12 protein-coding genes are annotated in these 12519 nt (G+C 69.1%); 1 reads left to right on the top strand and 11 read right to left on the bottom strand.

Annotated features, from left to right (window positions below):
• Positions 1-8: 8 nt before the first annotated feature.
• The 11 genes from nuoK to ACFY9S_RS08765 are packed head-to-tail and all read right to left on the bottom strand — an operon-like array spanning position 9 to position 10838.
• On the bottom strand, positions 9-308 hold the full coding sequence (gene nuoK / locus ACFY9S_RS08815; protein WP_031141126.1) for an NADH-quinone oxidoreductase subunit NuoK: 300 nt from the start codon (positions 306-308) through the stop codon (positions 9-11).
• Positions 305-1147, bottom strand: a complete 843-nt coding sequence (locus ACFY9S_RS08810) for an NADH-quinone oxidoreductase subunit J (RefSeq protein WP_391124621.1) — start codon at positions 1145-1147, stop codon at positions 305-307. Before ACFY9S_RS08810 ends, nuoK begins: the two co-directional genes overlap by 4 nt.
• Positions 1144-1785 (bottom strand): NADH-quinone oxidoreductase subunit NuoI, encoded by a 642-nt coding sequence (gene nuoI, locus ACFY9S_RS08805; protein WP_102909130.1) that lies wholly within the window; start codon positions 1783-1785, stop codon positions 1144-1146. The genes ACFY9S_RS08810 and nuoI overlap by 4 nt, the downstream gene beginning before the upstream one ends.
• Entirely contained in the window at positions 1778-3154 is a 1377-nt protein-coding gene (gene nuoH / locus ACFY9S_RS08800; protein ID WP_391124618.1) for an NADH-quinone oxidoreductase subunit NuoH, read from the bottom strand. Before nuoH ends, nuoI begins: the two co-directional genes overlap by 8 nt.
• Positions 3151-5655, bottom strand: coding sequence for an NADH-quinone oxidoreductase subunit G (locus tag ACFY9S_RS08795; RefSeq protein WP_391124615.1), 2505 nt, complete (start codon positions 5653-5655; stop codon positions 3151-3153). The genes nuoH and ACFY9S_RS08795 overlap by 4 nt, the downstream gene beginning before the upstream one ends.
• Positions 5652-6998: an NADH-quinone oxidoreductase subunit NuoF gene (gene nuoF, locus ACFY9S_RS08790; RefSeq protein ID WP_102909133.1), complete on the bottom strand. Its 1347-nt coding sequence runs from the start codon at positions 6996-6998 to the stop codon at positions 5652-5654. Before nuoF ends, ACFY9S_RS08795 begins: the two co-directional genes overlap by 4 nt.
• Positions 6998-7858, bottom strand: coding sequence for an NADH-quinone oxidoreductase subunit NuoE (nuoE, locus tag ACFY9S_RS08785; protein WP_391124612.1), 861 nt, complete (start codon positions 7856-7858; stop codon positions 6998-7000). Before nuoE ends, nuoF begins: the two co-directional genes overlap by 1 nt.
• Positions 7855-9177, bottom strand: coding sequence for an NADH-quinone oxidoreductase subunit D (locus ACFY9S_RS08780; RefSeq protein ID WP_391124609.1), 1323 nt, complete (start codon positions 9175-9177; stop codon positions 7855-7857). The genes nuoE and ACFY9S_RS08780 overlap by 4 nt, the downstream gene beginning before the upstream one ends.
• Positions 9174-9914 (bottom strand): NADH-quinone oxidoreductase subunit C, encoded by a 741-nt coding sequence (locus ACFY9S_RS08775; RefSeq protein WP_391124608.1) that lies wholly within the window; start codon positions 9912-9914, stop codon positions 9174-9176. The genes ACFY9S_RS08780 and ACFY9S_RS08775 overlap by 4 nt, the downstream gene beginning before the upstream one ends.
• The gene (locus ACFY9S_RS08770; RefSeq protein WP_102909137.1) at positions 9911-10465 is read right to left on the bottom strand and encodes an NADH-quinone oxidoreductase subunit B family protein; all 555 of its coding nucleotides are present in this window, start codon (positions 10463-10465) and stop codon (positions 9911-9913) included. The genes ACFY9S_RS08775 and ACFY9S_RS08770 overlap by 4 nt, the downstream gene beginning before the upstream one ends.
• A 13-nt stretch (positions 10466-10478) precedes the next feature.
• Positions 10479-10838 (bottom strand): NADH-quinone oxidoreductase subunit A, encoded by a 360-nt coding sequence (locus ACFY9S_RS08765; protein WP_003974383.1) that lies wholly within the window; start codon positions 10836-10838, stop codon positions 10479-10481.
• A 763-nt stretch (positions 10839-11601) separates the two neighbouring features.
• Here ACFY9S_RS08765 and ACFY9S_RS08760 point away from each other — a divergent pair.
• The gene (locus tag ACFY9S_RS08760; RefSeq protein WP_391124605.1) at positions 11602-12441 is read left to right on the top strand and encodes an NlpC/P60 family protein; all 840 of its coding nucleotides are present in this window, start codon (positions 11602-11604) and stop codon (positions 12439-12441) included.
• The last annotated feature ends 78 nt before the right edge of the window (positions 12442-12519 follow it).

The raw sequence follows: 12519 nt of genomic DNA, 5'->3' as shown, positions 1-12519 counted from the left end.
CCGACCCCTTACAGCTTCATCAGGCTGGCGTCGTCGACCGAGGCCGAGTGGCGGGCACGGAACAGGGACACGATGATCGCGAGCCCGACCACGACCTCGGCGGCGGCGACGACCATCGTGAAGAAGGCGATGACCTGGCCGTCGAGGTTGCCGTGCATCCGGGAGAAGGCGACGAACGCGAGGTTGCAGGCGTTGAGCATGAGCTCGATGCACATGAACACGACGATCGCGTTGCGCCTGATGAGCACGCCGGTGGCGCCGATCGTGAACAACAGGGCCGCGAGATAGAGGTAGTTGACGGGGTTCACTTCGACGCCTCCTCGGACCGCTGGAACTTCGCCGGCCCGACCGCCCTGCGCTCCAGCCGCTCCTCGGACCGCTGTTCCAGGGCCTTGAGGTCGTTGAGCGCCTCCTGCGACACGTCGCGGATCTGGCCGCGCTCGCGCAGGGTCTTGCTGACGGTGAGGTCGGACGGGGTGCCGTCGGGCAGCAGGCCCGCGATGTCGACCGCGTTGTGCCGGGCGTACACCCCGGGCGCCGGCAGCGGCGGGAGCTGCTTGCCCGCGCGCACCCGCTCCTCGGCGAGCTCCCGCTGCGTCTTGGCCCGCTCGGTGCGCTCGCGGTGGGTGAGCACCATGGCGCCGACCGCGGCCGTGATGAGCAGGGCGCCGGTGATCTCGAACGCGAAGACGTACCTGGTGAAGAGGAGGGCGGCGAGGCCCTCCACGTTGCCCCCGGCGTTCGCCTGGCCGATGCCGTTGAACTCCGTCAGGGACGCGTTGCCGATCCCGGCGACCAGCAGGATGCCGAAGCCGAGTCCGCACAGCAGGGCCAGCCAGCGCTGGCCCTTGATGGTCTCCTTCAGGGAGTCCGCCGCGGTGACGCCGACGAGCATCACCACGAACAGGAACAGCATCATGATCGCGCCGGTGTAGACGATGATCTGGACGACGCCCAGGAAGTAGGCGCCGTTGGCGAGGTAGAACACCGCCAGGATGATCATGGTGCCGGCGAGGCAGAGCGCGCTGTGCACGGCCCTCTTCATGAGGATGGTGCACAGGGCGCCGATCACCGCGACGGTGCCGAGGATCCAGAACTGGACGGCCTCCGCGGTGGAGGTGGAGTAGGCGGCGAGCTGGGTGGTCATCGGCCGACCGCCTTCCCCGACGCCGGTTCCGTCTCGCCGAAGGTCGAGTCGGCCTCCTGCACGACCTCGCCCTTGGAGTGGGCGACCTGCTGCTCGGTGCCGGGCGCCGCTTCCGTCACCAGGCCCCGGTAGTAGTCCTGCTCGTCCGTCCCGGGGTAGATGGCGTGGGGCGAGTCGACCATGCCCTCCTCGAGACCGGCGAGCAGCTGCTCCTTGGTGTAGATGAGGTTGGCCCGGCTGGAGTCGGCCAGCTCGAACTCGTTGGTCATCGTGAGCGCGCGGGTGGGGCAGGCCTCGATGCACAGGCCGCACAGGATGCAGCGGGCGTAGTTGATCTGGTAGACGCGGCCGTACCGCTCGCCCGGCGAGTAGCGCTCCTCGTCGGTGTTGTCCGCGCCCTCCACGTAGATCGCGTCGGCGGGGCAGGCCCATGCGCACAGTTCACAGCCGACGCACTTCTCCAAGCCGTCCGGATGGCGGTTGAGCTGGTGCCGTCCGTGGAAGCGCGGAGCCGTGGTCTTCTGCTGCTCCGGGTACTGCTCGGTCAGACGCTTCTTGAACATGGCCTTGAAGGTCACGCCGAAGCCGGCCACGGGGTTCTGGAAACCGGGCTTGGTGTCCTTGGGTTCCTCAGTCATCGGACGCCTCCTTTCCATCCGTAGTTCCGCCCAGAGATCCGTCACTCTGAGTATCGGGCCCACCACTGACAATCAGCTCCCGCTCACGGTGCGAGCGGCGGCGCGGGACCGGCGGTAGTTCCTGTCCGGGCAGCGGCGGTACGGGGAACCCGCCCGCCATCGGGTCGAAGGCGGCCGGGGTCTCGGCCGGCGGTTCGGCCTTCTTGGCCTTCTCGCGGAACATGTCGGCGACGAAGGAGAGCAGCAGCAGGGCGAGCACGCCGCCGCCCACGTAGAGGGCGATGTCGGCGAAGTCGTAGCCCTCGTTGCGGAAGGCCCTGACAGTGGCGACGAGCATCAGCCAGACCAGCGAGACCGGGATGAGGACCTTCCAGCCGAGCTTCATCAGCTGGTCGTAGCGGACGCGCGGGAGGGTGCCGCGGATCCAGATGAACATGAACAACAGCAGCTGGACCTTGACCGTGAACCAGAGCAGCGGCCACCAGCCGTGGTTGGCGCCCTCCCAGAAGGTGCTGATGGGCCAGGGGGCGCGCCAGCCGCCGAGGAACAGCGTGGTGGCGACGGCCGAGACGGTCACCATGTTGACGTACTCGGCGAGCATGAACATCGCGAACTTGATCGACGAGTACTCGGTGTTGAAGCCGCCGACCAGGTCGCCCTCGGACTCGGGCATGTCGAAGGGGGCGCGGTTGGTCTCTCCGACCATCGTCACGATGTAGATGATGAAGGAGACCGGCAGCAGCACGATGTACCAGCGGTCGGCCTGCTGCTCGACGATCGCCGAGGTCGACATCGACCCCGAGTAGAGGAACACGGAGGCGAAGGCGGCGCCCATCGCGATCTCGTACGAGATCATCTGCGCGCACGAGCGCAGGCCGCCCAGCAGCGGGTACGTCGAGCCGGAGCTCCAGCCCGCCAGCACGATGCCGTAGATGCCGACCGAGGCGACCGCGAGGATGTAGAGCAGCGCGATCGGCAGGTCGGTGAGCTGCATCGTGGTGCGCTGGCCGAAGATCGAGATCTCGTTGCCGGCCGGACCGAAGGGGATCACCGCGATCGCCATGAAGGCCGGGATGGCCGCGATGACCGGCGCGAGGACGTACACCACCTTGTCCGCGCGCTTGACGATCACGTCCTCCTTCAGCATCAGCTTGATACCGTCGGCGAGTGACTGGAGCATGCCCCACGGGCCGTGCCGGTTGGGGCCGATGCGCAGCTGCATCCAGGCGACGACCTTGCGCTCCATGACGATGGAGACCAGCACGGTCACCATCAGGAAGGCGAAGCAGAACACCGCCTTGATGACGACCAGCCACCAGGGGTCGGTGCCGAACATCGAGAGGTCTTCAGCGGCGAGGTACGGGCTCATGCCTCCACCTCCTTGGGGGCCTCGCCGGCGAGTGTCGCCGGACCGATGCGGACGAGGGAGCCGGGCCGCGCCCCGGTGTCGGAGGCGACGCCGCCGCCGGTGGAGTTGAGCGGCAGCCACACCACCCGGTCGGGCATGTCGGTGATCTGGAGCGGGAGTTCCACGACTCCCTGCGGACCGGTCACCGCGAGCAGATCGCCGTCCTTGACGCCCGCCTCGGCGGCCGTCGGGGCCGACACACGCGCGCGTGCCGCGTGCCGCGTGCCGGCGAGTGCCTCGTCGCCCTGCTGGAGGAGGCCCTGGTCGAGCAGCAGCCGGTGCCCCGCCAGTACGGCTTCCCCGGCGGCGGGCCGCGGCAGCGCGGCCGCGGTCTCCAGGGGGTCGCCGGCCCGCGGGCCGCCCCAGGCGCCGAGCCGGTCGATCTCGCCGCGCACGGTGCGCAGATCGGGCAGTCCGAGGTGGACGTCCATGGCGTCGGCCAGCATCTGCAGCACCCGCGCGTCGGTGGGTGCCGGGCGGCGGGTCATCTGGTCGGGCTTGAGCGCGGACTCGAAGAAGCGGAGGCGGCCTTCCCAGTTGAGGAAGGTGCCGGCCTTCTCGGCGACCGCGGCCACGGGCAGGACGACATCGGCCTTGCGGCTGATCTCGCTCGGCCGCAGTTCCAGCGAGACGAGGAAGCCCACCTCGTCCAGCGCCGCACGCGCGCGTGCCGGGTCGGGCAGGTCGGCGATCTCCACGCCCGCCACGAGCAGGGCCTGGAGCTCTCCGGTCGCCGCGGCCTCCACCATCTGGCCGGTGTCGCGGCCGTAGCGGTGCGGGAGTCCGGCGACGCCCCAGAGGGCGGCGACCTCGTCACGCGCGCGGGGGTCGGTGGCCGGGCGCCCGCCCGGCAGCAGCGACGGCAGCGCGCCCGCCTCGATCGCACCGCGTTCCCCGGCCCGGCGCGGGATCCACACCAGCCCGGCACCGGTCGCGGAGGCGGTGCGCGCGGCGGCGGTGAGCCCGCCGGCCACGGCGGCCAGCCGCTCGCCGACGACGATCATCGCGCCCTCGGTGCGCAGCGCCTCGGCGGCGAGCGCACCGTCGTCCTCCAGGCCTGCCCCGTTCGCGAGCGCGTCCAGCCACTCGGTCTCCGTGCCGGGAGCCGCCGGCAGCAGCGTGCCCCCGGCCTTCTCCAGACCGCGCGTGGCGTGCGTGGCCAGGGAGTAGACCTTCTGCCCGTGCCCACGCCAGGCCTTGCGCAGCCGCAGGAAGACGCCGGGCGCCTCCTCCTCCGCCTCGAACCCGACCAGCAGGACGGCCGGTGCCTTCTCCAGCGCGGTGTAGGTGACGCCCGTGCCGTCGAGGTCCCGGCCGCGCCCGGCGATCTCAGCTGCGAGGAAATCGGCCTCCTCGCTGCTGTGCACGCGCGCGCGGAAGTCGATGTCGTTGGTGTCGAGGGCCACGCGTGCGAACTTGCTGTACGCGTAGGCGTCCTCGACGGTGAGGCGGCCGCCGGTCAGGACTCCGGTGCGGCCCCGGGAGGCCAGCAGCCCCTGGGCCGCGATCTGCAGCGCCTCGGGCCAGGAGGCGGGCTCCAGCTCGCCCTCGGCGTTGCGCACCAGCGGCGTCTGGAGCCGGTCGCGCTGCTGCGCGTACCGGAACCCGAACCGCCCCTTGTCGCAGATCCACTCCTCGTTGACCTCGGGGTCGTTCGCCGCGAGCCGCCGCATGACCTTGCCGCGCCGGTGGTCGGTGCGCGTGGCGCAGCCGCCGGAGCAGTGCTCGCACACCGACGGGGAGGAGACCAGGTCGAAGGGGCGGGAGCGGAATCGGTACGCCGCCGAGGTCAGCGCGCCGACCGGGCAGATCTGGATGGTGTTGCCGGAGAAGTACGACTCGAAGGGGTCGCCCTCACCGGTGCCGACCTGCTGGAGGGCGCCCCGCTCGATCAGCTCGATCATCGGGTCGCCCGCGACCTGGTTGGAGAACCGGGTGCAGCGGGCGCACAGCACGCACCGCTCGCGGTCCAGCAGCACCTGCGTGGAGATCGGGACGGGCTTCTCGTAGGTCCGCTTGCGGCCCTCGAAGCGGGAGTCGGCGTCGCCGTGCGACATGGCCTGGTTCTGCAGCGGGCACTCGCCGCCCTTGTCGCAGACCGGGCAGTCCAGCGGGTGGTTGATGAGCAGGAGCTCCATCACACCCTTCTGGGCCTTCTCGGCGACCGGGGAGGTGAGGTGGGTCTTGACCACCATGCCGTCGGTGCAGGTGATGGTGCAGGACGCCATCGGCTTGCGCTGGCCCTCGACCTCGACGATGCACTGGCGACAGGCGCCGGCCGGGTCCAGGAGGGGGTGGTCGCAGAACCGGGGGATCTCGATGCCGAGCTGTTCGGCGGCCCGGATGACCAGGGTGCCCTTGGGCACGCTGATCTCGGCGCCGTCGATCGTCAGCGACACGAGGTCCTCCGGCGGGACCGCCGCCTCTCCCCCGCCTGAGGGAGCGTTGGTGGTCACGGTCATGCGTTCACCTCCGTGCGGTCGGCCCAAGCCGTGGACTTGGCCGGGTCGAAGGGACAGCCCCGGCCCGTGATGTGCTGCTCGTACTCCTCGCGGAAGTACTTCAGCGAGGAGAAGATCGGCGAGGCGGCACCGTCGCCGAGGGCGCAGAAGGACTTGCCGTTGATGTTGTCGGCGATGTCGTTCAGCTTGTCGAGGTCGGACATCTGTCCCTTGCCGGCCTCGATGTCGCGCAGCAACTGCACGAGCCAGTAGGTCCCTTCGCGGCAGGGCGTGCACTTGCCGCAGGACTCGTGGGCGTAGAACTCGGTCCAGCGGGTGACGGCACGGACCACGCAGGTCGTCTCGTCGAAGCACTGGAGAGCTTTCGTGCCGAGCATGGAACCCGCGGCGCCCACTCCTTCGTAGTCAAGAGGGACGTCGAGATGCTCGTCGGTGAACATCGGGGTCGAGGAGCCGCCCGGCGTCCAGAACTTGAGGCGGTGCCCGGGGCGCATGCCGCCGCTCATGTCGAGGAGCTGGCGGAGCGTGATCCCGAGCGGCGCCTCGTACTGGCCGGGGCTGGCGACATGGCCGCTGAGGGAGTAGAGCGTGAAGCCGGGCGACTTCTCACTCCCCATCGACCGGAACCATTCCTTGCCCCGCTGCAGGATCGCGGGAACCGACGCGATCGATTCGACGTTGTTCACCACAGTCGGGCACGCGTAGAGGCCCGCGACGGCAGGGAAGGGGGGACGAAGCCGCGGCTGGCCCCGGCGGCCTTCGAGCGAGTCCAGCAGTGCGGTCTCCTCACCGCAGATGTACGCGCCCGCGCCCGCGTGCACGGTGATGTCGAGGTCGAGCCCGCTGTCCAGGATGTTCTCGCCGAGGAAGCCGGCCTCGTACGCCTCGCGCACGGCCGAGTGCAACCGCCGCAGCACGGGGACGACTTCACCACGCAGGTAGATGAAGGCGTGCGACGACCTGATGGCGTAGCACGCGATGATCATGCCCTCGATGAGGCTGTGCGGGTTCGCGAAGAGGAGCGGGATGTCCTTGCACGTCCCGGGCTCCGACTCGTCGGCGTTGACAACAAGATAGTGCGGCTTGCCGTCCCCCTGGGGGATGAACTGCCACTTCATCCCGGTGGGGAATCCCGCGCCGCCGCGCCCGCGCAGACCGGAGTCCTTGACGTACGCGATCAGGTCGTCCGGCGTCATGGCGAGCGCCTTGCGCAGCCCTTCGTACCCGTCGTGCCGCCGGTACACGTCCAGCGTCCAGGACCTGTCCTCGTCCCAGAAGGCCGACAGCACCGGTGCGAGCAGCTTCTCGGGGCTCATGTCTTTCAGCTCGGGTGCCAAGGTCATCACTCCCCCTCCTCGGCGGTGGGCCCGGCCGGGTGGGCCGGGTCGGAGGCCGACGTGTCCTGCGGCGCGTCGTGCGAGCTCAAGTGCTCCGTCGGCGACGGCTCGTGCGGTGCCCCCGTCCGGGCCGCCTCACCGCGCGGGTGCACCACGCGCGCGGCGGAGACCTCCCCCTTGGCGAGCTTCAGGCCGACCAGGGAGGCGGGTCCCGCGCTGCCCCCGGACTCCACGGCCCCGTCCCGCTCGTCGGGGAAGCCGGCCAGGACCCGGGCGGTCTCCTTGAAGGTGCACATGCGCGCCCCGCGGGTGGGCGTCACCGGCCGTCCCGCGCGCAGGTCGTCGACGAGGCTCTTGGCGCTGGCCGGGGTCTGGTTGTCGAAGAACTCCCAGTTGACCATCACGACCGGCGCGAAGTCGCAGGCCGCGTTGCACTCGATGTGCTCCAGGGTGACCTTGCCGTCGCCGGTGGTCTCGCCGTTGCCGACCCCGAGGTGCTCCTGGAGCTCCTCGAAGATCGCGTCCCCGCCCATCACGGCGCACAGGGTGTTGGTGCACACCCCCACCTGGTAGTCACCGCTCGGCCGACGGCGGTACATGGTGTAGAAGGTGGCCACCGCGGTGACCTCGGCCGTGGTCAGGCCGAGCACGTCCGCGCAGAATCGCATGCCGGTGCGGGTCACATGCCCTTCCTCCGCCTGCACGAGGTGCAGCAGCGGCAGGAGGGCGGACCGGGAGTCCGGGTAGCGGGCGATGATCTCGCGCGCGTCGGTCTCCAGACGGGCCCGGACGTCGTCCGGGTAGGCGGGTGCGGGCAGTTCGGGCATGCCCAGGCTGACGCCCCGCTCGGAAGAAGAGGTGGTCACCGGTCGACGCCTCCCATCACGGGGTCGATGGACGCTACGGCGACGATGACGTCGGCGACCTGGCCGCCCTCGCACATCGCCGCCATGGCCTGCAGGTTGGTGAAGGACGGGTCGCGGAAGTGGACCCGGTAGGGGCGGGTGCCGCCGTCGGAGACGACATGCACCCCGAGTTCGCCCTTGGGCGACTCGACCGCCGCGTACGTCTGTCCGGGCGGGACGCGGAAGCCCTCGGTGACCAGTTTGAAGTGGTGGATCAGGGCCTCCATGGAGGTGCCCATGATCTTCTTGATGTGGTCGAGGGAGTTGCCGAGGCCGTCGGGGCCCAGGGCGAGCTGTGCGGGCCAGGCGATCTTCTTGTCGGCGACCATGACCGGGCCGGGCTGGAGCCGGTCCAGGCACTGCTCGACGATCCTGAGGGACTGGCGCATCTCCTCCAGCCGGATCAGGAAGCGGCCGTAGGAGTCGCAGGTGTCGGCGGTCGGGATCTCGAAGTCGTAGTTCTCGTAGCCGCAGTACGGCTGGGCCTTGCGCAGGTCGTGCGGCAGGCCGGTGGAGCGCAGGATCGGGCCCGTCGCGCCGAGGGCCATGCAGCCGGCCAGGTCGAGGTAGCCGACGTCCTGCATACGGGCCTTGAAGATGGGGTTCCCGGTGGCGAGCTTGTCGTACTCCGGGAGGTTCTTCTTCATCTTCTTCACGAACTCGCGAATCTGGTCCACCGCGCCGGGCGGCAGGTCCTGGGCGAGTCCGCCGGGGCGGATGTACGCGTGGTTCATCCGCAGGCCGGTGATCAGCTCGTAGATGTCGAGAATGAGTTCACGATCACGGAATCCGTAGATCATGACCGTGGTGGCGCCGAGCTCCATGCCGCCGGTGGCGATACACACCAGGTGCGAGGAGAGCCGGTTCAGCTCCATCAGGAGCACGCGGATGATCGAAGCGCGGTCGGGGATCTGGTCCTCGATGCCGAGGAGCTTCTCGACGCCGAGGCAGTACGCCGTCTCGTTGAAGAACGACGTCAGGTAGTCCATGCGCGTCACGAACGTGGTGCCCTGCGTCCACGTCCGGTACTCGAGGTTCTTCTCGATGCCGGTGTGCAGGTAACCGATTCCGCAGCGCGCCTCGGTGACGGTCTCGCCGTCGATCTCCAGGATCAGGCGGAGCACGCCGTGGGTGGACGGGTGCTGCGGGCCCATGTTGACGACGATGCGCTCGTCGTCGGTGCGGGCGGCCGACTCGACGACCTCGTCCCAGTCGCCGCCGGTGACGGTGTAGACGGTGCCCTCGGTGGTCTCCCGAGGGGAGGCGTGGGAAGTGCTCATGAGTACGACCTCCGCTGGTCCGGAGCCGGGATCTGGGCGCCCTTGTACTCGACGGGGATGCCGCCGAGGGAGTAGTCCTTGCGCTGCGGAAAGCCCTGCCAGTCGTCCGGCATCATGATCCGCGTCAGGGCCGGGTGGCCGTCGAAGACGATTCCGAAGAAGTCGTACGTCTCGCGCTCGTGCCAGTCGTTCGTCGGGTAGACCTCGAACAGCGACGGGATGTGCGGGTCGCTGTCAGGGGCGCTGACCTCCAGGCGGATCACCCGGTTGTGAGTGATCGAGCGCAGGTGGTAGACGGCGTGCAGCTCGCGGCCCTTGTCGTTCGGGTAGTGCACGCCGCTGACGCCGGTGCACAGCTCGAAGCGCAGGGCCGGGTCGTCGCGCAGCGTGCGGGCGATGAGGACGAGGTGCTCGCGCTCGATGTGGAAGGTCAGCTCGTCGCGGTCGACGACCGTCTTCCCGATCGCGTTGTCCGGGAGCAGGCCCTGCTCCTCCAGGGCCCCTTCGAGTTCGTCGGCCACCTCGTCGAACCAGCCGCCGTAGGGACGGGCCGCCGGTCCAGGGAGCCGGACCGAGCGGACCAGGCCGCCGTAACCGGAGGTGTCGCCGCCGCTGTTCGCGCCGAACATGCCGCGCTGGACGCGGATCTCCTCGCCGCCCTGGCCGCGCTGGCCGGGGAGGTTGGAGGCCGACAGGTCCTTCTCGGGGTTGACACCGTTGCCGTTCGCGTCGCTCACCGCAGCAGCCCCTTCATCTCGATCGTGGGCAGGGCCTTGAGCGCCGCCTCCTCCGCCTCGCGGGCCGCTTCCTCGGCGTTCACGCCGAGCTTGGAGGACTGGATCTTCTCGTGGAGCTTGAGAATCGCGTCCAGCAGCATCTCCGGCCGGGGCGGGCAGCCGGGGAGATAGATGTCGACCGGCACGATGTGGTCGACGCCCTGGACGATGGCGTAGTTGTTGAACATGCCGCCCGAGGAGGCGCAGACCCCCATGGAGATCACCCACTTGGGGTTCGGCATCTGGTCGTAGACCTGCCGCAGCACCGGCGCCATCTTCTGGCTCACCCGGCCGGCGACGATCATCAGGTCCGCCTGGCGCGGCGAGCCACGGAAGACCTCCATGCCGAAGCGCGCCAGGTCGTAGCGGCCGGCGCCGGTGGTCATCATCTCGATGGCACAGCAGGCGAGGCCGAAGGTGGCGGGGAAGACGGACGACTTGCGCACCCAGCCCGCGGCCTGCTCGACGGTGGTCAGCAGGAAGCCGCTCGGCAGCTTTTCTTCGAGTCCCATGACGTGTGGCCCCTCAGTCCCATTCCAGGCCGCCGCGCCGCCATACGTACGCGTACGCGACGAAGACGGTGAGCACGAAGAGCAGCATCTCCACGAGCCCGAAGATCCCCAGGGCGTCGAACGTGACGGCCCAGGGGTAGAGGAAGACGATCTCGATATCGAAGATGATGAAGAGCATCGCCGTCAGGTAGTACTTGATCGGGAAGCGCCCGCCGCCGGCCGGCGTGGGGGTCGGCTCGATACCGCACTCGTAGGCCTCGAGCTTCGCGCGGTTGTACCGCTTAGGCCCGATCAACGTGGCCATGACCACGGAGAAGATCGCAAAGCCTGCCCCGAGGGCTCCCAGTACGAGGATGGGCGCATAAGCGTTCACCGCTCCTCGCTCCTCTCAGTCGGCACTGACTGCATGGGCGTCCCCCCTGGTCGAGCGAAGCCGAACCCTAGGGGGAGGTTTGCGCCGGGCTCCCGCCGGCCCCACCCGTCCCTCGAACCTCGCCCGCCCCGGCGAAGATCGGGAACATGTGAAGCAGGTCACAAGCCCAACCGCGTGCATCTTATGCCCGACCCTCTGTGATCTGCGACACGGGGTATTGCACAAGCTTTGTGATCTCCACCACCTGACGATCGATCATGAAGTCGGATGAGCGGTGATCTTCACACGCGAAGCGTCCGTGTGATCACGAGAGGTGACATTTTGGCTTGTCAGCGCAGGCCGGAGGGGTCGTCTCAATACCAAGAGGATTCTCGTGCATGCAAATTGGCGATGGAGTTGATCTCTTGATAGAGGCGCGTTCACACATCAGAGGGCGTGCGGGGCGAGGTGTGGACGCGTGCACGCGTTCACGATCTTCGCGAGCTCGTGACCCGGCCGTGATCTCCGCACCGGGACGCGACCTTCGGGCCAACCGTTCCGTGATCCCCGTCACATGGATGAGAGATCCATGAGAACGGGGCTTGGCCATTCAACGCAACCGGTGGTAGGCGCGGGGCAATTCCGGCGTATTGATCAAACACCGTGATCACAGGCCGGTCACGGTGCGCCCGCAATGTCCGTTACGGCGTCAATGGAGGGCCCAGTTCGGGGGTTTTGAGGGCCCGATTGAACAACTGTGGCGCAGCACACGTTTCTTGAAGATATGAAGGAGCCCCTGGTACCGGTTGTTCCCATGTCCCACACCGCTCACATACGCAGCCACCGGAAACCCCGCCGCAGCGCGACCTCCTCGATCGCCGTGCGTGCCGGAGTTGCCGGTGGCGTTCTCAGCTTGGCAGCGGCTGGTGCGTCGGCCTCGGCGAGCGCCGCCGAGCCGGTGACGCAGACCATCGAACTGCCCACCCTGACGGCCGACCTGTCCGCTCAGGTCGCCCAGTCCGCGGCCGCCACCCAGCAGGCCGCCGCGAACTACGAACTGCGCGCCGAGCGTGACGCCGCCGCCGCCAAGGCCGCCACTGAGGCCAAGAAGGACCTCGCTGAGGCGAAGAAGAAGGCGGAGGTCAAGAAGAAGGCCGCCGAGGCCGCCCGCAAGGCCGCCGCCGAGCGCGCCAACCGCAGCACCGAGCGCGCCACCCTGTCCGCGTCCACCTCCGCCTCCGCCTCCACGTCGGTGTCGGCGCCCGCGAGCGGCAGCGTCGCGACGGTCATCGCGTTCCTCAAGGCCCAGGTGGGCGACGCCTACGTCATGGGCGCCACCGGCCCCAACGCCTGGGACTGCTCCTCCCTCGTGCAGGCCGCGTACAAGCAGGTCGGTGTGGACCTGCCGCGTGTCTCGCAGGACCAGTCGATGGCCGGCACGGACGTCCCGCTGTCCAGCGTCCAGGTCGGCGACATCCTGTACTGGGGCGGCAAGGGCTCCGCGTACCACGTGGGTGTCTACATCGGGAACGGCCAGTACCTGGACGCGGCCAACCCGTCCAAGGGCGTCGTCATCCAGGACCTGTCGGGCTACCCGGCGTCGGGCGCGGTGCGCGTCCTCTGACGTCACACGCCGTCCGAACACATCCCCCACATTCGGGCTGGAGGGTCGCTGCCACTCTGAGGCAACGGCCCTCCCGGC

This window comes from Streptomyces sp. NPDC012474, assembly GCF_042955185.1.
GTDB classification, from domain to species: domain Bacteria; phylum Actinomycetota; class Actinomycetes; order Streptomycetales; family Streptomycetaceae; genus Streptomyces; species Streptomyces cahuitamycinicus.
This window is presented reverse-complemented; position numbering and strand designations above follow the sequence as displayed.